This window comes from Streptomyces sp. NPDC013455 (assembly GCF_040632975.1).
In the GTDB taxonomy this organism is placed as follows: domain Bacteria; phylum Actinomycetota; class Actinomycetes; order Streptomycetales; family Streptomycetaceae; genus Streptomyces.
The window spans coordinates 12202-31636 of the sequence record NZ_JBEYCX010000010.1 but is presented as its reverse complement, the minus strand read 5'-3'; the positions used below and the strand labels follow the sequence as shown (position 1 = coordinate 31636).

The 19435-nt window shown below is 72.6% G+C and carries 17 protein-coding genes; 6 read left to right on the top strand and 11 right to left on the bottom strand.

All coding sequences use genetic code 11. The features are described 5' to 3' along the window. Positions 1-138: 138 nt before the first annotated feature. Genes ABZ576_RS17820 through ABZ576_RS17775 form a run of 10 tightly spaced genes read right to left on the bottom strand, consistent with a single transcriptional unit; the run spans position 139 to position 10387 of the window. On the bottom strand, positions 139-1656 hold the full coding sequence (locus ABZ576_RS17820) for an NADH-quinone oxidoreductase subunit N (RefSeq protein ID WP_360741186.1): 1518 nt from the start codon (positions 1654-1656) through the stop codon (positions 139-141). Further along, the gene (locus tag ABZ576_RS17815) at positions 1653-3227 is read right to left on the bottom strand and encodes an NADH-quinone oxidoreductase subunit M (RefSeq protein WP_360741184.1); all 1575 of its coding nucleotides are present in this window, start codon (positions 3225-3227) and stop codon (positions 1653-1655) included. Before ABZ576_RS17815 ends, ABZ576_RS17820 begins: the two co-directional genes overlap by 4 nt. Positions 3228-3233: 6 nt before the next feature. Beyond that, positions 3234-5228, bottom strand: coding sequence for an NADH-quinone oxidoreductase subunit L (locus ABZ576_RS17810; protein ID WP_360741182.1), 1995 nt, complete (start codon positions 5226-5228; stop codon positions 3234-3236). Next, positions 5225-5599, bottom strand: a complete 375-nt coding sequence (gene nuoK / locus ABZ576_RS17805) for an NADH-quinone oxidoreductase subunit NuoK (protein WP_360741180.1) — start codon at positions 5597-5599, stop codon at positions 5225-5227. Before nuoK ends, ABZ576_RS17810 begins: the two co-directional genes overlap by 4 nt. Next, positions 5599-6243 carry an NADH-quinone oxidoreductase subunit J gene (locus ABZ576_RS17800; protein ID WP_360741177.1) on the bottom strand — a complete coding sequence of 215 codons (645 nt, stop codon included), beginning with the start codon at positions 6241-6243 and terminating at the stop codon, positions 5599-5601. The genes nuoK and ABZ576_RS17800 overlap by 1 nt, the downstream gene beginning before the upstream one ends. Then, positions 6240-6809 carry an NADH-quinone oxidoreductase subunit I gene (locus tag ABZ576_RS17795; protein ID WP_360741175.1) on the bottom strand — a complete coding sequence of 190 codons (570 nt, stop codon included), beginning with the start codon at positions 6807-6809 and terminating at the stop codon, positions 6240-6242. The genes ABZ576_RS17800 and ABZ576_RS17795 overlap by 4 nt, the downstream gene beginning before the upstream one ends. 2 nt (positions 6810-6811) lie before the next feature. Beyond that, complete coding sequence (locus tag ABZ576_RS17790; protein WP_360741173.1) at positions 6812-7780, bottom strand: complex I subunit 1 family protein; 969 nt, start codon at positions 7778-7780, stop codon at positions 6812-6814. After that, entirely contained in the window at positions 7777-9381 is a 1605-nt protein-coding gene (locus tag ABZ576_RS17785; protein WP_360741171.1) for an NADH-quinone oxidoreductase subunit C, read from the bottom strand. The genes ABZ576_RS17790 and ABZ576_RS17785 overlap by 4 nt, the downstream gene beginning before the upstream one ends. Beyond that, positions 9378-9977: an NADH-quinone oxidoreductase subunit B family protein gene (locus ABZ576_RS17780; RefSeq protein ID WP_360741169.1), complete on the bottom strand. Its 600-nt coding sequence runs from the start codon at positions 9975-9977 to the stop codon at positions 9378-9380. Before ABZ576_RS17780 ends, ABZ576_RS17785 begins: the two co-directional genes overlap by 4 nt. Next, positions 9968-10387 (bottom strand): NADH-quinone oxidoreductase subunit A, encoded by a 420-nt coding sequence (locus ABZ576_RS17775; protein ID WP_360741167.1) that lies wholly within the window; start codon positions 10385-10387, stop codon positions 9968-9970. Before ABZ576_RS17775 ends, ABZ576_RS17780 begins: the two co-directional genes overlap by 10 nt. A 231-nt stretch (positions 10388-10618) precedes the next feature. On the opposite strand from ABZ576_RS17775, the gene ABZ576_RS17770 reads away from it, so the two are divergent. The 5 genes from ABZ576_RS17770 (at position 10619) to ABZ576_RS17750 (ending at position 17808) form a co-directional block, all read left to right on the top strand. Next, on the top strand, positions 10619-11872 hold the full coding sequence (locus ABZ576_RS17770) for a sensor domain-containing protein (protein ID WP_360741165.1): 1254 nt from the start codon (positions 10619-10621) through the stop codon (positions 11870-11872). A gap of 237 nt (positions 11873-12109) precedes the next feature. Further along, on the top strand, positions 12110-13447 hold the full coding sequence (locus tag ABZ576_RS17765; protein WP_360741163.1) for a sensor domain-containing protein: 1338 nt from the start codon (positions 12110-12112) through the stop codon (positions 13445-13447). 433 nt (positions 13448-13880) lie between these two features. Continuing rightward, positions 13881-14540 carry a response regulator transcription factor gene (locus ABZ576_RS17760; protein ID WP_360741547.1) on the top strand — a complete coding sequence of 220 codons (660 nt, stop codon included), beginning with the start codon at positions 13881-13883 and terminating at the stop codon, positions 14538-14540. A gap of 285 nt (positions 14541-14825) precedes the next feature. Then, entirely contained in the window at positions 14826-16754 is a 1929-nt protein-coding gene (locus ABZ576_RS17755; protein WP_360741161.1) for a 2-oxoacid:acceptor oxidoreductase subunit alpha, read from the top strand. Continuing rightward, the gene (locus ABZ576_RS17750) at positions 16747-17808 is read left to right on the top strand and encodes a 2-oxoacid:ferredoxin oxidoreductase subunit beta (protein WP_360741159.1); all 1062 of its coding nucleotides are present in this window, start codon (positions 16747-16749) and stop codon (positions 17806-17808) included. Before ABZ576_RS17755 ends, ABZ576_RS17750 begins: the two co-directional genes overlap by 8 nt. A gap of 142 nt (positions 17809-17950) precedes the next feature. Here ABZ576_RS17750 and ABZ576_RS17745 read toward each other — a convergent pair whose 3' ends face one another. Further along, a complete protein-coding gene (locus tag ABZ576_RS17745; RefSeq protein ID WP_360741157.1) occupies positions 17951-18349 on the bottom strand; it encodes a helix-turn-helix domain-containing protein in 399 nt (132 codons plus the stop codon). A gap of 91 nt (positions 18350-18440) precedes the next feature. On the opposite strand from ABZ576_RS17745, the gene ABZ576_RS17740 reads away from it, so the two are divergent. Next, entirely contained in the window at positions 18441-19295 is an 855-nt protein-coding gene (locus ABZ576_RS17740) for an NAD(P)H-binding protein (protein ID WP_360741155.1), read from the top strand. The last annotated feature ends 140 nt before the right edge of the window (positions 19296-19435 follow it).

The following is a 19435-nucleotide window of genomic DNA, read 5'->3' as shown; positions in this document are numbered from 1 at the left end:
CCCGCTCTGGTCAACGCCAGGCGGCGGCCACGAGTTCCCTGGTACAGGCGGCGGCGCGGACCGGCCGTACGGGTGACGTGCTCGTACGGCCCTCCGCGCGCGTGGCGCACGAGTGCCCCACGCGCGCGCGTCGAGTCCTCAGAACAGGCCGGTGGCCGCGAAGCGGAGGACCAGCTGGGGTGCTCCGGACAGGGCGGCGCCGAGGACGCCGGTGAGGACGAGTGCGGCCGTGAGGGGCGCCGGGACGCGGTGCCGCACGGGCTCGCCCTCGGGGGCGCGGAACAGCAGGGCCGTCCACTGGAGGTAGTAGAAGAGGGCGATCACGACGTTGACTGCCATGACGACGGCGAGCCAGCCGAGGCCCGCGTCGACGGCCGCCGAGAACACGGTGACCTTGGCGAACAGTCCGATGACACCGGGCGGCAGCCCGGCCAGGCAGAGCAGGAAGAAGGCCAGCAGCAGCGCGCTGACCGGGTTGGTGGCGTACAGGCCGCGGTAGTCGCTGATCCGGTTCAGTGGCCGGCCACGGCCCACCAGGGCGGCCACCGCGAAGGCGCCGAGGTTCACGGCGGCGTACATGAGGGCGTAGGCGACCGTGGAGCCGATCGCCTTCCGGGCGTCCTCGGTGTATCCGGCGGCGGCGATCGGCACCAGCAGGTAGCCGGCCTGGCCGACGGAGGACCAGGCGAGCAGCCGTACGGCGCTGTACGCGCGCGTGGCCTGCTGGCGCAGGGCGGCGACGTTGCCGACGGTCATGGTGAGGGCGGCCAGGACGGCGAGCGCGGGCCCCCAGACGTCGGCGTACGACGGGAACGCGACGACGGTGACGAGGATCAGGCCGGAGAAGCCGACCGCCTTGCCGACGACGGACAGGTAGGCGGCGACGGGCAGGGGCGCGCCCACGTAGGTGTCGGGCACCCAGAAGTGGAACGGCACGGCGGCCGTCTTGAAGGCGAAGCCGACGAGGGTCAGGACCACACCGGTCTGGGCCAGGGTGTGCAGCTGCCCGTCGGTGTGCGCCAGGCGCTGGGCGACCTCGGTGAGGTAGAGGCTGCCGGTGGAGGCGTAGACGAAGCTGATGCCCATCAGGCTGACCGCGGTGGCCGTGACCGAGGACAGGAAGAACTTCAGGGCCGCCTCGGAGGAGCGCCTGTCGCCGTGCCGGATGCCGACGAGGGCGAAGGCGGGCAGGGAGGCGACCTCCAGGGCGACGATCAGGGTGGCCAGGTCGCGGGAGGCGGGCAGCAGGGCGGCACCGGCCGCGGAGGACAGCAGCAGGAACCAGAACTCGCCCGCCGGGACCCGGCGCCGGTCGTCGTCGATGTTCGTGACGGACAGCAGGGCGGCGAGCAGGGCGCCGCCGAGGACCAGGAACTGGATGACGAGGGTGAAGCGGTCGGCGGTGTAGCTGCACGCGCGCGTGCCGCCGGTCAGGCAGAAGGTGCTGCGGTCGCCGTCGAGGAGCGGCAGGAGCAGCGCGGTGGAGGCGGCGAGTCCCGCGACCGAGAGCCAGCCGAGGACGGCCTTGCGGGGCTCGGGCACGAACAGGTCGGCGACGAGGACGACGAGCGCCACCACGGCGGCGAGCGTGGGCGGGGCGATCGCGAGCCAGTCCACGGACTGGACCAGCGACTCGGCAAGCGGCTGGGCGCTCATCGGGTGCCTCCTGCGAGGAGCTGCTGCACGGCCGGGTCGGTCAGGCCGAGCAGCGCCTTCGGCCACAGTCCGGCGAGGACGGTCAGGGTGACGAGCGGGGCCCAGGCGGCGAACTCGTACCCGTGGACGTCGGCGAGTCGCGGCCTGTCCCGTTCCCCGCCGCCCATGCAGACGCGGCGGACCACGATCAGCATGTACGCGGCCGTCAGCAGGGTGCCGAAGGCGCCGACGGCCATGAAGGTGAGGAAGGCGGGCCGGCTGAGGTCGTCGGCGGGCCGGAAGGCGCCGAACAGGGCGAGCATCTCGCCCCAGAAGCCGGCGAGTCCGGGCAGGCCGAGGGAGGCGACGGCGCCGAAGGCCAGCAGCCCGCCGAGGCGGGGCGCCCGGCCGTACAGCGCGGCGCCGGTGTTCTCGGCGAGGGTGTCGAGGTCGGTGGTGCCGGTGCGGTCCTTCAGCGCGCCGACCAGGAAGAAGAGCAGGCCGGTGATGAGGCCGTGGGCGATGTTGGCGAACAGGGCGCCGTTCACGCCGGTCGGGGTCATGGTGGCGATGCCGAGCAGGACGAAGCCCATGTGGCCGACGGAGGAGTAGGCGATCAGGCGCTTGAGGTCGCCCTTCGCGCCCCGCTTGGCGAGGGCCAGGCAGGCCAGGGACCCGTAGATGATCCCGACGACGGCGAAGGCGGCGAGGTAGGGCGCGAAGGTGTGGAAGCCGTGCGGCGCCACCGGCAGAAGAATCCGGACGAAACCGTACGTACCCATCTTCAGCAGGACGCCGGCCAGCAGGACCGAGCCGACGGTCGGCGCGGCGGTGTGGGCGTCGGGCAGCCAGCTGTGCAACGGCCACATCGGCGTCTTCACCGCGAGCCCGATCCCGATCGCGAGAACGGCGATGACCTGCACGGACGCGGTCAGCGACCGGCCGTTGTCAGTGGCGAGTGCCACCATGTCGAACGTGCCCGCCTTGATCCCGATCAGGAGCAGGCCGAGCAGCATGACGACGGAGCCGAGCAGCGTGAACAGGATGAACTTCCACGCGGCCCGGGTCCGGCCCTCGCCGCCCCAGCGGGCGATGAGGAAGTACATCGGGATGAGCACCGTCTCGAACGCGAGGAAGAACAGCAGCAGGTCGAGGACGGCAAAGGTCGCGAGGGTGCCGGACTCGAGCAGGAGCAGCAGGGCGACGAACGCCTTCGGGGACGGGCCCGGGGGCAGCTTGACGTACGAGTAGAGCGCGCAGAGGAAGGTCAGCAGCGCGGTCAGGACCAGGAGGGGGAGGGAGATGCCGTCGACGCCGAGGTGGATGCGCACGTCGAGTGCGGGGATCCAGCTGATGTCGGTCGTGGCCTGCATCTTCGACGGGTGGTCGTGGTCGAAGCCGAGCGCGAGGACGATCGCGGCGATGAGGACCACGCCGGTCACGGTGACGCCGTGCCGCAGCACGGCCTGCTCGGGGGACTTCCCCTTCAGTCCGGGCGGGGCCGGGAGGAGAGCGGCGGCGGCGCCGAGGAGCGGGCCGACGACGACGAATGCCAGGAGGAACTGCATCACGGACTCGTTGATATCGATCACGCCTGCTCACGCTCCCGTGGCGACGAGGAGGACGGCGACCGCCAGGACGACGGTGCCGGCGAGCAGCGCGCTCACATAGGTCTGCACATTGCCGGTCTGGGCGCGCCGTACGGCGGACCCGAGGAGCCGGGGCAGGGCGGCCGCGCCGTGTACGTAGGTGTCGACGACCTCGCGGTCGAGGAACCGTACGAGGCGCGCGCCGGCCTGGACGGGACGGACGAACAGGGCCGAGTACACGGCGTCCAGGTGGAAGCCGGCGGCCGCGTGCCGGTGCAGCAGGCCGAGCAGCAGCCGCCCGGGGTCGGCCGGGTCGGACGCGTAGGCGATGTCGCCGTAGGCCGGCGTGTGGGTGGCGATGGCCTCGGCCTCGACCAGTCCGGCGTCCCCCTCGGGGTGGGCGGCGACGGCACCCAGCGGGGCTCGGGCGGCGAGCGCGGAGGTGCGCTGCCAGGCGCCGTAGGTGACGAGCCCGCCGGCCAGGGCCAGGCCCGTGCCGAGGATGGAGGTGAGCAGGGTGGGGGTGAGGTCGCGGCCGTCGAACCAGCCGGGCAGTGCGCGGTAGGCGAGTCCGCCGAAGGCGAGGGAGGGGATCGCCAGCACCCAGAGCACCACGTTCATGGTGAGCGGCTGCTTGCCGTGGTCGGGGGCTTCGGCGCCCCGGCCGCGGAAGGCCAGCAGCCACAGCCGGGTGGCGTAGGCGGCGGTCAGCAGGGCGGTGAGCAGGCCGGCGACGAGGACGATCCAGCCGGCGGCACCGGGGGCGTGCTCGGTGTGGCCTTCCGTCACGTGCTCGGCGGCGCCGAGGACGGACTCCTTGGAGAAGAAGCCGCTGAAGGGCGGGACCGCGGCGAGCGCGAGCAGCGCCACGGTCATCGTCCAGTAGGCGTCCGGGACGCGGTCGCGCAGGCCGCGCATGCGGGACATGGCGGCCAGCGAGTTGGTGCCGGCGGCGTGGATGATCACGCCGGCCGCGAGGAACAGCAGCGCCTTGAAGGCGCCGTGCGAAAGGAGGTGGAAGACGGCGGCACCGCGGTCGCCGACGGCGAGGGCGCCGGTCATGTAGCCGAGCTGGCCGACCGTCGAGTAGGCGAGGACGCGCTTGATGTCGTCCTGGGCGAGCGCGGCGAGACCGGAGCCGGCCATCGTGACGGCGGCCATGACGGCGAGGACCACCATCGCGGCCTGGGACGCGACGAACACCGGGAGGAGACGGGCGATGAAGTAGACACCGGCGGCGACCATCGTCGCGGCGTGGATCAGCGCCGAGACGGGCGTGGGGCCCGCCATCGCGTCCGGCAGCCAGGTGTGCAGCGGGAACTGCGCCGACTTGCCCGCCACGCCGGCGAGCAGCAGCAGCGCGATCAGCGTCGGGTGGTCGAGTCCGCCGCCCGCCACGGCGCCGAGGACGCTGGTGATGCGGAACGACCCCGCGTCGGCGCCGAGGGCGAACAGGCCGATCAGGAACGGCACGTCGCCGAGCTTGGTGACCAGGAAGGCCTTCAGGGAGGCGGCGCGGGCCTCGGGGGTCTCCCAGTAGTGGCCGACCAGGAAGTAGGAGCAGATGCCCATGACTTCCCAGCCGACCAGGAGCACGATCAGGTCGCCCGAGTAGACGACCAGGAGCATCGCGGAGGTGAACAGGGAGACGAGGGCGGCGTACGAGGGGTAGCGCGGGTCCTCGCGCAGGTAGCCGGTGGAGTAGAGCTGCACGCAGGTCGCGACGAAGGCGACCAGGACGGCGACGAGCGCGGCGAAGCCGTCGATGTGCAGGGCCAGCTCGATCGGCACCGAGCCGGTGGGTGTCAGCTCGGTGTGGGCGTCCACGGCCGCGTCGCCGCCTTGGCGCACGGCGACCAGCGCGGCCAGCACGAGCGAGGCCAGGGGCGGCAGGACGGCGAGCGGGCGGACGAAAGCCGGGGCGGTGCGGCCGAGCAGCAGGCCGGCCGCGGCGCCCAGGAACGGCAGGAGGGGGACGAGGACGGCGAGGGTGGTCGTGGTCACGCGGTGGCCTCGGTCTTCTCGGCCGCGGAGGTGCCGGGGTCCTCGGTCTCGGGGCCCTCGGCGGTGTCGCGGAGCTTGTCGATGTCGGAGGTGCCGCGGTTGCGGTGGACGGCGAGCACGATCGCCAGGCCGATGCCGATCTCGGCGGCGGCGATGGCGATGGTGAACAGGGTCAGCGCCTGACCGGAGTGCAGGGTCTCCCGCGCTGCACGGCTGAGCCAGACGTCGAAGGCGACCAGGTTGAGGTTGACGGCGTTGAGCATCAGCTCGACGGACATCAGGACCAGGATCGCGTTGCGGCGGGCGAGGACGCCGTACAGACCGGTGCAGAAGAGGAGGGCGGCGAGGACGGCGGGGTAGGCGAGGTGCATCAGCGGGCGCCTTCCTTCCCGGACACCGCGCGCCCGGACACCGCGCGCCCGGGTGCGGCGGGTGTGCTGTCCGGGTCCGCCTTGGCCTTGCGGGACAGGACGATCGCGCCGACCAGCGCCGCGAGCAGCAGCACGGACAGGGCTTCGAAGGGCAGCACCCAGTGCCGGAACAGGCTCGCGCCGGTGACCCGGGTGCTGCCGGCGGCTGGGCCGTCGAGGTCGATCCAGGTGGTGCGGAAGGCGTCCACGACCACCCAGACCAGGGCGACCGCGGAGGCGGTCGCGACGGCCAGGGCGGCCCACCGGTTGCCGGAGTCCGCGTCCGGGGAGCGGCCGATGGGGGCCCTGGTGAGCATCAGACCGAACAGCAGGAGGACGACGACGGAGCCGACGTAGATCAGGACCTGCACCCAGGCGATGAACTCGGCCGTGAGCAGCAGGTACTCCACGGCGAGCCCGCCGAGCGTCACCACCAGCCACAGCGCGGCGTGCACCAGCTGCCGGGTGGTGACCGTGACGAGCGCGGCGCCGAGGGTGACCAGGCCGACCAGGAGGAAGGCGATCTCGACACCGGTCGGGGACAGGAAGCCGTCGGGGGCGGAGGCGGGGGCGGCCAGGGCGGCCGCCGCTGCGGCGAGGGTCACGACGCGCCCTCCCGCGGATCGGCCGGATCGGCCGGCTCGGCCTGGGCGGCGGCCAGCTTCTCGGCGGTCTTGCGGGCCGCGGCGATCTCCTTGGGCTCCTCCGCGGAGGCGTCCAGGGCGGGCGGGGCCGGCACGGTCCACATCCACTCGCGGAGCTTGTCCCGCTCGTGGGTGAGGTCACGGATGTCGGTCTCGGCGTACTCGAACTCCGGGGACCAGAACAGCGCGTCGAAAGGACAGACCTCGATGCAGATACCGCAGTACATGCACAGGGAGAAGTCGATCGCGAACCGGTCGAGCACGTTGCGGCTGCGCTCGCGGCCGCCGGGGGCGGCGGGCGGGACGGTCTCCTTGTGGGAGTCGATGTAGATGCACCAGTCCGGGCACTCGCGGGCGCACAGCATGCAGACCGTGCAGTTCTCCTCGAAGAGGCCGATCACGCCGCGGGTGCGGGGCGGCAGTTCGGGCAGGGCGTCCGGGTACTGCTCGGTGACCGACTTCCTGGTCATCGTGCGGAGGGTGACGGCCAGGCCCTTGGCGAGGCCGGAGCCGGGGATGGGGGCCATGGTTACGAGATCACCACCTTGACGATGCCGGTGAGGGCGATCTGGGCGAGGGAGAGCGGGACGAGCAGGGTCCAGGAGAGCCTCTGGAGCTGGTCCTCGCGCAGCCGCGGGTAGGTCACGCGGAGCCAGATGACCAGGAAGGCGAGGATCGCGGTCTTCAGCAGGGTCCACACCCAGCCGAGGCCGTCGGCGCCCCACGGGCCGTGCCAGCCGCCCAGGAAGAGAACCGTGGTCAGGCCGCACAGCACGACGATGCCGGCGTACTCGGCGAGCAGGAACAGGGCGAAGCGCAGTCCGGTGTACTCGGTGTACGCGCCGAAGATGATCTCCGAGTCGGCGACCGGCATGTCGAACGGCGGGCGCTGGAGTTCCGCGAGTCCGGCGACGAAGAAGACGATGGCGCCGACGATCTGCCACGGCAGCCACCACCAGTGGAAGGCGTGCAGGATGCCGGGCAGGGAGACCGTGCCGGCCGCCATCGCCACCGAGGCCGCCGCCAGCAGCATCGGGAGTTCGTAGGCGAGCAGCTGGGCGGCCGTGCGCAGGCCGCCGAGCAGGGAGAACTTGTTGGCGCTGGCCCAGCCGGCCATCAGCGAGCCGAGCACGCCGACGCCCATCACCGCGAGCACGAAGAACACGCCGGCGTCCAGGACCTGGCCCACGGCGCCCTCGCCCGGGCCGATCGGGATGGCGAGCAGGACCAGGAGGTACGGCAGCAGGGCGACGGCGGGGGCGAGCTGGAAGACGCGGCGGTCGGCGCCCGCCGGCACCACGTCCTCCTTCTGCGCGAACTTCACGCCGTCCGCGATGAGCTGGGCCCAGCCGTGGAAGCCGCCCGCGTACATCGGGCCGAGGCGGCCCTGCATGTGCGCCATCACCTTGTGCTCGGTCTGGCCGACGATGAGCGGGAAGGTGAGGAAGACGACGAAGACGACCAGGAGTCGCAGAGCGACGTCCAGCGCGTCGTTCACTGCGGGCCTCCTGTGGGGTCGTCGGGGGTGGTCGGGGCTTCGAGGGTGTCCGGGTCTTCGGGGGTGTCCGGGTCTTCGGGGGTGGTGTCCGGCTCCTCGGGGCGCGCGGGCGCGGCGGGGCGGGGCTCGGGTGCCTGCTCCGGCTGCGGGGCCTGTCCCGGCTTGGCGGCGGGAGGCTCTTCCGGCTCGAGCGTCTGCTCCGTCACGGGGACGGCAGGCTTCTCCGGCTCCGGCTCGGGTGCCTGCCCCGGCTCCGGCTCGGGTGCCTGCCTCCGCTCCGGCTCGGGCTTCCGCTCGGGCTCCGGCTCGGGCTCGGGAGTACGTCCCGGCTCGGCGTCGAAGGCCGGGCGGGCGTGGTGCCACGGGGCGTCCGAGCTGCGGGGGGCCGTGCTCGGGCGGGCGGGGCGCGCGGAGGCGTCCGGCTCGGCCGGAGCCGCCGGTTCCGTCGAGGTCGGAGCCCCGGCTTCCGCGGGTGCGGCGGGCTGCGGCGGTCCCGCCGGGGCGGGTTCGGCCGGCTCGGCCGCTCGGGGTGCCTGGGCGCGCTGGGACGCCGAGCCGCCCGAGGCGCTGCGTGCGCGGCGCGGCCCGGCCGGTGCGGGTGCCGGTGCGGGTGCCGGGCCGGGCTCGTGGGCCACCGAGGCCTCGGCGGCCGGTCCCTCCGTGGGCCCCTCCGCCGCCGCCCGGGTGGCGTCCTCCTCGGCCGCCGCCTGCTTGCGCGTCGCCGCGTCCTCGGCGCGCGCCGCCTGCTGGCTCAGCGAGCCCTCGCTCACGCTCCGCGCCCGACGCGGCCGGACACCGGCACCGGCACCGGCACCAGCACCAGCACCAGCACCAGCACCAGCAGCCTCTTCCGCCTGGGCCGGCTGAACCTGGGCCGGCTGAGCCGCCGGGGCGGTCTGGCTGGCCGAGCCCTCCGACACCGAGCGGGTGCGTCGTACCGGACGGTCGCCGGCCGCGCGGGCCGGGCGGTCTCCCGCCGCGCGTCCCGCCGCCCGGGCCGGACGGGCGGGGGCCGGGGGCAGCTGGCCCTTCAGGGGACCCCACTCGTTGGGGTCGGGCACGCCCGGCGGCAGCATCTGGCGGCGCTTGGGGCCGCCGTGCGCCGCGCCCGCCGCGGGCTCCCCCGGCTCCTTGGCGCCCGGCCACGCCTTGGCGACGCGGGCGGCGAGGACGAAGTCCTTGCGCAGCGGGTGGCCCTCGAAGTTCTCGGGGAGCAGCAGGTGCTCCAGCCCCGGGTGGCCCTCGAAGACGACCCCGAACATCTCGTGGGTCTCGCGCTCGTGCCAGGCGGCGCCCGCGTAGACGCCGACGGCGGAGGGCAGGGCCGGGGCCTCGTGCGGGACCGTCGTACGGACCAGGAGGCGGCGCACCGGGTCCAGGGCGACGACGTGCGCGGAGACACGGAAGCCCGTGCCCGGTTCGTCGACCGCGCTCAGCCAGTCGAAGTAGGTGCAGGACAGCGTCGTACGGGCCGTCTCCAGGGCGGTGAGCCAGGAGGACGGCGGTACGTCCACGGTCAGCAGGTCGTAGGACTCCTCGGCCGTGGCGTCCGTACCGAAGAGTTCCTCGGCGGGGGCGGGCAGCCAGCCGGTGGTGCTCATCGGGCATCTCCCTCGGCGGCCGGAACCGGGGGCTCGACCAGGCCGCTCTGGAGCGCGGCGGCGGACGGCCGGGGAAGGTCGCCGTAGCGCTCGCCCAGCGACTCGCGGGCGATCTTCTCCTGGAGCTTGAGGATGCCCTGGAGGAGCGCCTCGGGGCGCGGCGGGCAGCCGGGGACGTACACGTCCACCGGGATGATCTGGTCGACGCCCTTGGTGACCGAGTACGAGTCCCAGTACGGGCCGCCGCAGTTGGAGCAGGCGCCGAAGGAGATGACGTACTTCGGCTCGGGCATCTGCTCGTACAGGCGCTTGACGGCCGGGGCCATCTTGTCCGTCACGGTGCCCGACACCACCATCAGGTCGGCCTGGCGGGGGCCGGGCGCGAACGGGATGACGCCGAGCCGGATGAAGTCGTGCCGGGCCATCGACGCGGCGATGAACTCGATCGCGCAGCAGGCCAGGCCGAAGTTGAACACCCAGAGCGAGTAGCGGCGGCCCCAGTTCAGGACCACCTTCATGGGCTCGGGCGCCAGGCGGGCCAGTGCGCCCAGCCGCTTCGGCTCGGGGAGGTGAACGGGGTCCGGGTTCACGTCCATGCCAGGACGCCCTTCTTGTATGCGTACAGCAGGCCCACGGCGAGGAAGCCGAGGAAGATGAACATCTCCACGAGGGTCGTCGCGCCGTAGCCGGGAGCGGCGAAGACCGTCGCCCAGGGGAACAGGAAGATCGAGTCGACCGCGAAGATCACGTACAGGAAGGCGTAGACGTAGTAGCGGACCTGGGTGTGGGCCCAGCCCTCGCCGACGGGGTCGACACCGCACTCGTAGGTGAGCAGTTTCTCCGGGGTCGGCACGACCGGGCGCAGCAGGCGGCCGGCGCCGAAGGCGACCGCGACGAAGAGCACGCCGATGAGGGCGAGCAGTCCGACCACCGAGTAGGACCGGAAGTATCCGGCCGCGACGACGTTCGCCGCGGCGACCGACGAGTCCGCCAACGTCTCCCGCACCGTCCGTCCCTCGCTCTCTGACCTCGTGCCTCGAGTGTTCCGTGCTGCGACGTGATTCGAGGATGTGTACGCACGGGAGTCTAGGCCCTGATAAAGAGCCGGTAAGCAGCCCGTCACACCGTGAGACGTGCCGACCGCGGCGGGGCACCGCCGCGGTGGGGTTTTCCCCCGCCGCCGGAGGGCGGCATACCGCATGGCGTGGAGGGTGCCGCCCACGGCAGGCTGATCAGCATGACCGCTCCCAGCCCCGCCGCCGACCGGACCGGCGCCACCGACGCACACGACGGCCCGCAGGGCACGCCCGGCATATCCGGCACGCATGGCACGCACGGCACGCCCGGCACCGATCGCCTGCCGCCGCCCCGGCCGGCCTATGACGCGCGCACCTGGAAGGAGATCGTCCATCTCCTGCTGAACCTGCCGGTGGCGGTGTTCGGGTTCACCTACGCGTTCACCGTGCTGACCGTCGGCGGCACCCTCACCCTCACCGTGATCGGTCTGCCGCTGCTCGCACTCTGCCTGCTGGGCGCCCGGCAGCTGGGGAAGCTGGAGCGGTTGCGGGCCCGGGCCCTGCTCGGGGTGCGGGTGGAGGAGCCGACGCCGCTGCCGCTCGCCAAGGGCGGCGGCCCGGTGCAGCGGCTGTGGATGGCGCTGAAGGACCCGGTGGGCTGGCGGACGCTGCTGTACGAGGCCGTCCGGCTGCCCTGGGGCATCCTCACCTTCTGCACCGTGCTGCCCTCGCTGTTCGTGCTGTGGCCGGTGCTGCCGTACCTCGCGCGGTGGCTCACCAACCTGGACCGGATGATGGTGCGCGGGCTGCTGTCGCCCTCGGACGAGCTGGAGCGCCGGATCGCCGAACTGGAGTCCGACCGCGGGATCGTGGTCGACACCGCCGCCGCCGACCTGCGGCGCATCGAGCGGGACCTGCACGACGGGGCACAGGCCCGGCTGGTCAACCTGGCGATGGGACTCGGCCTGGCCAAGGAGAAGCTGCTGGAGGACCCCGACACGGCGGCGGCGATGGTGGAAGAGGCGCACGGCGAGGTGAAGCTGGCCCTCCAGGAGCTGCGCGACCTGGCCCGGGGCATCCATCCGGCCGTGCTCACCGACCGCGGCCTGGATGCGGCCCTGTCGTCCGTGGCCTCGCGCTGCACGGTGCCGGTGGCGGTGGCCGTGGACCTGCCGGCCCGGCCGGCGGAGGCCATCGAGGGCATCGCCTACTTCACCGTCTCCGAGCTGCTCCAGAACATCAGCAAGCACAGCGGCGCCCGGACCGCCTCCGTCGACGTGTGGCGTTCGGAGGACCGGCTGCTCGTCCAGGTCCGGGACGACGGCCGGGGCGGCGCGCGGCTGGACGGCGGCAGCGGCATGCGGGGCCTGGCGGAGCGGCTCGGCGCGGTGGACGGCCTGTTCGTCGTCGACTCCCCGGCCGGCGGCCCGACGGTGGTCACCGCGGAGCTGCCCTGGCGGGACCGGCAGGCGTAGCCGCGCGGGGCACGTCACGCACGGGCACTCCGACGCACGCGCGATCCGCTGCGCACGCGTGTATGGGTGCGGCAGATGCCGCACCCATACACGCGCGCGTGGACCGGTCCGGTACCGAGGTGGGGAAAACCCCCCGCTCAAGACGCCGACGGCCTCCATGGCCCGGAAGGTGGGCTTGGACGACTCTGGAAGCACGGCTGAACCGCCGCTCGGACGAGGAGAACGGGACGAGATTCGATGGCCATGGAGTACGGACACGGGTACGGGCCCGGCCACGGGCAGACGGCCGGAACCGGCTACCGGCTGCCCGCCGCGCTGCGGGCGCCGTTCGCGGCGCGCAGCCTGCGCGAGTTCGCCTACGTGCTGCTGAGCCTGCCGGTCTCCGTCGTGCTGTTCACCTGGACGGTGACGGTGGTCGCGCTCGGCGCCGGCCTGCTGGTGACCTTCCTCGGCATCCCCGTGCTGGCGGCGGCGCTGGCCGGCTGCCGGGGCTTCGGCGTGCTGGAGCGGGCGCGGGCGCGCGGGCTGCTCGGCCTGGAGGTGGCCGACCCGGAGCCGCTGCGGACGCGCAAGCCGGGCGCGGCGGCCTGGATGGGCGCGGTCCTGGGGAGCGGCACCTCCTGGCGCCACGTGCTGTACCCGCTGGTGCAGTTCCCGTGGGCGGTGTTCTCGTTCTCCGTGGCGGTGAGTTTCTGGACCTGCGGCTGGGCGCTGCTGAGCTATCCGCTGTGGTTCTGGGTGTTCCCAACCTACGCCGGTCAGGGCGGTGTCCAGCTCTACGGCGACACCCACCACAGCGTCTACCTCGACAACCCCTTCGAGATCACGGTGACCGCCCTGGTCGGACTGGTGTTCACGCTGGCAACGCCGTGGCTCGTCCGGGCCCTGACGACCGTGGACCGGCTGCTGGTGCGCGGGCTGCTCGGGCCGTCGCCGCTGTCGGCACGGGTGGTGGAGCTGGAGTCGGACCGGGGGACCGTGGTCGACACGGCCGCCGCCGACCTGCGGCGCATCGAGCGGGACCTGCACGACGGCGCGCAGGCCCGGCTCGTCGGCCTGGCGATGGACCTGGGACTGGCCAAGGAGAAGCTGCGGGAGGACCCCGAGTCGGCCGCGCGGATGGTGGAGGAGGCGCACGGCGAGGTGAAGACGGCCCTCCAGGAGCTGCGCGACCTGGCCCGGGGCATCCATCCGGCCGTACTGACCGACCGCGGCCTGGACGCGGCCCTGTCCGCCGTCGCCTCCCGCTGCGCGGTGCCGGTGGCGGTCGACGTCGACCTGCCGGCCCGGCCGGCGGCGGCCATCGAGGGCATCGCCTACTTCACCGTCTCCGAGCTGCTCCAGAACATCAGCAAGCACAGCGGCGCCCGGACCGCCTCGGTCGACGTGTGGCATACGGAAGACCGGCTGATGCTGCAGGTGACCGACGACGGCAGGGGCGGCGCCGACCCCACCCGGGGCTCCGGCCTGGCCGGCCTCGCCGCCCGCCTGGACGCGGTGGACGGCGTCCTCGTGGTCGACTCCCCCGCCGGCGGCCCCACCCGGGTGATCGCGGAACTGCCCTGGCGCTCCTGACGGCAGACGGCGGCCCACCGCCCGGCCGTCCGCCGCCCTGCCATCCGCCGCCGCACCCGGGAGTGGCGGCGCCCGGCAGTCCCCGGATACAGCAACGGTCCGGCAGTCCCCGGATACGGAGGCGGCCGGCAATCCCCGGGTACGGCGGCGGTCCGGCAATCCCCGGATACGGAGGCGGCCGGCAATCCCCGGGTACGGCGGCGGTCCGGCAATCCCCGGGTACGGCGGCGGTCCGGCGGGAATCCTGTAATGCTGGTCCCTCGTAGGACGTCACGGACGTGCCGCACGGAGCAGGCACGTCACGGACGACGGGGACACCGCGGACGCACGCGCCCAGGGGGCACGTCACGGACGGAGACGTCACGGACGCTCCCGCGGGCGGGGCGGGCCGCGGTACGGGGCTGTGGGGAGCCGAAAGATCGTGGAGGACAGGGTGCGGGTGGTCATCGCCGAGGACTCGGTGCTGCTCAGAGAGGGCCTGACTCGGCTGCTGACCGACCGCGGGCACGACGTCGTGGCCGGCGTCGGCGACGCGGACGCGCTGGTGAAGACCATCTCCGAGCTGGCCGGTCGGGACGAGCTGCCCGACGTGGTCGTGGCCGACGTACGGATGCCGCCGACGCACACGGACGAGGGCGTCCGGGCGGCCGTACTGCTGCGCGGGCGGCACCCGGGGCTCGGGGTGCTGGTGCTCTCGCAGTACGTGGAGGAGCGCTACGCCACCGAGCTGCTGGCCGGCTCCAGCCGGGGTGTGGGCTACCTGCTCAAGGACCGGGTCGCGGACGTGCGCGAGTTCGTGGACGCGGTGGTGCGGGTGGCGGGGGGCGGTACGGCGCTGGACCCCGAGGTGGTCGCGCAGTTGCTCGGCCGCAGCCGCAAGCAGGACGTGCTGGCGGGGCTGACCCCGCGCGAGCGCGAGGTGCTCGGGCTGATGGCGGAGGGGCGGACGAACTCGGCCATCGCCCGGCAGCTGGTGGTGAGCGACGGTGCCGTGGAGAAGCACGTCAGCAACATCTTCCTGAAGCTCGGCCTGGCCCCGAGCGACGGTGACCACCGGCGGGTCTTGGCCGTTCTCACCTACTTGAACTCCTAGCCGGACGCCCCGTTTCCGGGGCGCTGCCGGGACGCTCCCGGCGCCGTGCCCGCCCGGCCGGCTCCCGCGCGGCCCGGGCAGCCGGAGCAGCGGGCCGGAGCGCCTTTACCGAGGCTTAGGCGCCGCAGGACATGATGTGAAGTCAGCGCGAACAGGCCGTCTCGAAATTCATCCAAATCACGGATGACCTCGGGAAGGCGACCCTAACCGACGTAGGGTTGATCCTGGGATGGTCCGTGGGACGACCACTCCCACGGACAGCCGCCTCGAAGGAGGTCCAGTTCAGTGACCAGCCAGGTCAGCAGCCCAGCGGAGCAGACCGACGGATCCGTCGTGGGAGAGCAGCGCAAACCAGGCGGCACGAAAGACGTGCGGCGCCTGGACCGGGTGATCATCCGGTTCGCGGGGGACTCGGGTGACGGCATGCAGCTCACCGGTGACCGGTTCACCTCGGAGACCGCTTCCTTCGGCAACGACCTCTCCACCCTCCCGAACTTCCCCGCCGAGATCCGTGCCCCTGCCGGCACTCTGCCGGGTGTCTCGTCCTTCCAGCTCCACTTCGCCGACCACGACATCCTCACCCCCGGGGACGCTCCGAACGTCCTGGTCGCGATGAACCCGGCCGCCCTGAAGGCCAACCTCGGCGACCTCCCGCGCGGGGCCGAGATCATCGTCAACACCGACGAGTTCACCAAGCGCGCCCTCCAGAAGGTCGGCTACGCCGCTGATCCGCTGCAGGACGGCTCGCTCGACGGCTACAACCTCCACCCGGTGCCGCTGACGACGCTCACCGTGGAGGCGCTGAAGGAGTTCGACCTCTCGCGCAAGGAGGCCGAGCGCAGCAAGAACATGTTCGCGCTGGGCCTGCTGAGCTGGATGTACCACCGGCCCACCGAGGGCACCGAGAAGTTCCTGAAGTCGAAGTTCGCGAAGAAGCCGGACATCGCGGCCGCCAACATCGCCGCGTTCCGCGCGGGCTGGAACTTCGGTGAGACGACCGAGGACTTCGCCGTCTCCTACGAGGTCGCCCCGGCCGCCAAGGCCTTCCCGGTCGGCACCTACCGCAACATCTCCGGCAACCTCGCCCTCGCCTACGGCCTGATCACGGCGTCGCGGCAGGCGGATCTGCCGCTGTTCCTGGGTTCGTACCCGATCACGCCGGCCTCGGACATCCTGCACGAGCTGAGCCGGCACAAGAACTTCGGCGTCCGCACCTTCCAGGCCGAGGACGAGATCGCGGGCATCGGCGCGGCACTGGGCGCGGCGTTCGGCGGCTCGCTGGCGGTGACGACGACCTCGGGGCCGGGGGTGGCGCTGAAGTCGGAGACGATCGGTCTCGCCGTGTCGTTGGAGCTGCCCCTGCTGGTGGTGGACATCCAGCGCGGCGGCCCGTCGACGGGTCTGCCGACCAAGACCGAGCAGGCCGACCTGCTGCAGGCGATGTACGGGCGCAACGGCGAGGCACCGGTGCCGGTGGTGGCCCCGCAGACCCCGGCGGACTGCTTCGACGCCGCGGTGGAGGCGGCCCGGATCGCGCTGACCTACCGCACGCCGGTGATGCTGCTGTCGGACGGCTACCTGGCCAACGGCTCCGAGCCCTGGCGCATCCCCGACCTGGACGAGCTGCCCGACCTGCGGGTGCGGTTCGCCTCCGGTCCGAACCACACGCTGGAGGACGGCACCGAGGTCTTCTGGCCGTACAAGCGGGACCCGCAGACCCTGGCCCGGCCGTGGGCGATCCCCGGCACCCCGGGCCTGGAGCACCGCATCGGCGGCATCGAGAAGCAGGACGGCACGGGCAACATCTCCTACGACCCGGCCAACCACGACTTCATGGTCCGCACCCGGCAGGCCAAGGTCGACGGCATCGACGTACCGGACGTCGAGGTGGACGACCCGCACGGCGCCCGGACCCTGGTGCTCGGCTGGGGCTCCACCTACGGCCCGATCACGGCGGCGGTACGGCGGCTGCGCGCGGCCGGCGAGTCCATCGCCCAGGTCCACCTGCGCCACCTCAACCCCTTCCCGCGCAACCTCGGCGCAGTCCTGAAGAGCTACGACAAGGTCGTGATCCCCGAGATGAACCTCGGGCAGCTCGCCACTCTGATCCGGGCGAAGTACCTGGTCGACGCCCACTCCTACAACCAGGTCAACGGCATGCCGTTCAAGGCGGAACAGCTCGCCACGGCGCTGAAGGAGGCCATCGATGACTGACGCCACCAACGGGCTGCTCCAGCTGGTCCCCAAGGCCGAGGCCAAGCAGTCGATGAAGGACTTCAAGTCGGACCAGGAGGTGCGCTGGTGCCCGGGCTGCGGTGACTACGCGATCCTCGCGGCCGTGCAGGGCTTCATGCCGGAGCTGGGTCTCGCGCGGGAGAACATCGTCTTCGTCTCCGGCATCGGCTGTTCCTCCCGCTTCCCGTACTACATGAACACCTACGGGATGCACTCCATCCACGGCCGTGCCCCGGCGATCGCGACCGGCCTCGCCTCCTCCCGCCGCGACCTGAGCGTGTGGGTGGTCACCGGTGACGGCGACGCGCTGTCCATCGGCGGCAACCACCTCATCCACGCCCTGCGCCGCAACGTCAACCTGAAGATCCTGCTCTTCAACAACCGCATCTACGGTCTGACCAAGGGCCAGTACTCCCCGACCTCCGAGGTCGGCAAGGTCACCAAGTCGACGCCGATGGGTTCGCTGGACGCGCCGTTCAACCCGGTGTCGCTGGCGATCGGCGCGGAGGCGTCCTTCGTGGCCCGCACGATCGACTCCGACCGCAAGCACCTGACCGAGGTGCTGCGGGCCGCCGCCGACCACCCGGGTACGGCCCTGATCGAGATCTACCAGAACTGCAACATCTTCAACGACGGCGCCTTCGACGCCCTGAAGGACAAGCAGCAGGCCGAGGAGGCGCTGATCCGGCTGGAGCACGGACAGCCGATCCGCTTCGGCGCCGACGGGGCGAGAGGGGTCGTCCGCGACCGGCGGACCGGTGACCTGAAGGTGGTGACGGTGACCCCGGAGAACGAGGCCGACGTGCTGGTGCACGACGCCGAGGCCGCGTCGCCCACCAACGCCTTCGCCCTGTCCCGGCTGGCCGACCCGGACACCCTGCACCACACCCCGATCGGCGTGTTCCGCTCCGTGAAGCGGCCGGTCTACGACACCCAGATGGCCGACCAGCTCGACAGGGCGATCGACCAGCGCGGCAAGGGCGACCTGGCCGCGCTGCTGGCCGGCGGCGACACCTGGACGGTCCTCGGCTGACTCCACCGCTGGACGGCGAGGCCCGGGACTGGATTTCCCGGGCCTCGTCGCATGCCCGACGGTTCTTCCTCCTCCGGGCCTCCGGGGCCTCCGGGGCTTCCGCCGTACGCGCGACCGTGCCTGCCCCCCCCCACGCTCGTGATCAGTGCACCTGGCGCCCGCGGCTCTCGTCGTACGCCCGGCGGGCCCGTTCCACCTCGCTCATGCGGGTGTGGGTCCACTGGGCGAGGGTCCGGACCTGTTCCGCCGCCTCGCGGCCGAGCGCGGTGAGCGAGTAGTCGACGCGGGGCGGGATCACCGGGTGGGCGTCGCGGTGGACCAGTCCGTCGCGCTCCAGGGTCTGGAGGGTCTGGGTGAGCATCTTCTCGCTGACGCCCCGGCCGCCGTACCCGCTGACGGCCCGGCGCAGCTCGCTGAACCGGTACGGCCGCTCCAGCAGCTCGATGAGGACGAGGACGCCCCAGCGGCTGGTGACGTGCTCCAGTACGAGGCGGTAGGGGCACAGCGCCTCGGCGTCCGCCGTCTTTCCACTTACCGACATGGAAGTACCTTACTTCAAAGTGGGTACTTTCGATTGGTTAGCGCAGCTCCTATGGTGAGTGGCACACCCACCGGAGAAGGAGTCACGAACCATGAGCATCGTCGTCACCGGGGCAACCGGACAGCTCGGCCGTCTTGTCGTCGAGCAGCTGCTGGAGAGGGTCCCGGCCGCCCAGATCACCGCCGTCGTACGGGACCAGGCGAAGGCCGCCGGCCTCACCGCCCGCGGAGTGCGGACCGCGATCGCCGACTACAACGCCCCCGAGACCTTCGAGGGCCTGTTCACCGCCGGCGACAAGGTCCTGCTGATCTCCGGCAACGAGTTCGACAAGGGCCGGGTACGCCAGCACCAGGCCGTCATCGACGCGGCCGCGGCGGCCGGCGTGGCACTCCTCGCCTACACCAGCGCCCCGGGCACGCTGACGGCCGCCCTGGCCGACGACCACCGGGCCACGGAAGAGGTGCTGCGCGCCTCCGGCCTGCCGTACTCGCTGCTGCGCAACGGCTGGTACCACGAGAACTACACCGAGCACCTGGCCCCGGTGCTGGAGCACGCCGCGGTCGTGGCCGCCGCCGGTGACGGCCGGGTCTCCTCGGCCTCCCGCGCCGACTACGCGGCCGCCGCGGTGGCGGTGCTGACGGGCGAGGGCCACGAGAACACGACGTACGAGCTGGGCGGCGACGAGGCGTGGGGCTTCGCCGAGTACGCGGCCGAGCTGAGCCGGCAGACCGGCCGGGAGATCGCCTACACCCCGGTCTCGGTGGAGGCGCTCACCGGCATCCTGACCGGCTCCGGGCTGCCCGCGCCGCTGGCCCGGATCCTGGCCGGCGTGGACGCCTCGATCGAGAAGGGCGAGCTGGTCGTCTCCTCCGGCGACCTGTCCCGGCTGATCGGACGCCCGACGACGCCGCTGGCGGAGGCCGTCGGCGCCGCCCTCAAGGGCTGAAGGCCGGGGCGGCTCGGAGCCGAGGGCGGGCTGATCGGAGCCCTGAGGGCCGCTTGGAGCCCTGAGGGCGGGCGCGGCCCGGTCACGCGGGTCCGGGTGGCCGGCCTCCCCGGCAGGGCGCATGCCGGAACTGTCATGAC

Coding starts and splice junctions, on each gene's coding strand:
- ABZ576_RS17750 (WP_360741159.1), top strand. CDS start 16,747: ATGACTGACGCCACCAACGGGCTGCTCCAGCTGGTCCCCAAGGCCGAG.
- nuoK (WP_360741180.1), bottom strand. CDS start 5,599: ATGCACCTCGCCTACCCCGCCGTCCTCGCCGCCCTCCTCTTCTGCACC.
- ABZ576_RS17785 (WP_360741171.1), bottom strand. CDS start 9,381: ATGAGCACCACCGGCTGGCTGCCCGCCCCCGCCGAGGAACTCTTCGGT.
- ABZ576_RS17740 (WP_360741155.1), top strand. CDS start 18,441: ATGAGCATCGTCGTCACCGGGGCAACCGGACAGCTCGGCCGTCTTGTC.
- ABZ576_RS17765 (WP_360741163.1), top strand. CDS start 12,110: ATGGCCATGGAGTACGGACACGGGTACGGGCCCGGCCACGGGCAGACG.
- ABZ576_RS17780 (WP_360741169.1), bottom strand. CDS start 9,977: ATGGACGTGAACCCGGACCCCGTTCACCTCCCCGAGCCGAAGCGGCTG.
- ABZ576_RS17770 (WP_360741165.1), top strand. CDS start 10,619: ATGACCGCTCCCAGCCCCGCCGCCGACCGGACCGGCGCCACCGACGCA.
- ABZ576_RS17795 (WP_360741175.1), bottom strand. CDS start 6,809: ATGGCCCCCATCCCCGGCTCCGGCCTCGCCAAGGGCCTGGCCGTCACC.
- ABZ576_RS17745 (WP_360741157.1), bottom strand. CDS start 18,349: ATGTCGGTAAGTGGAAAGACGGCGGACGCCGAGGCGCTGTGCCCCTAC.
- ABZ576_RS17820 (WP_360741186.1), bottom strand. CDS start 1,656: ATGAGCGCCCAGCCGCTTGCCGAGTCGCTGGTCCAGTCCGTGGACTGG.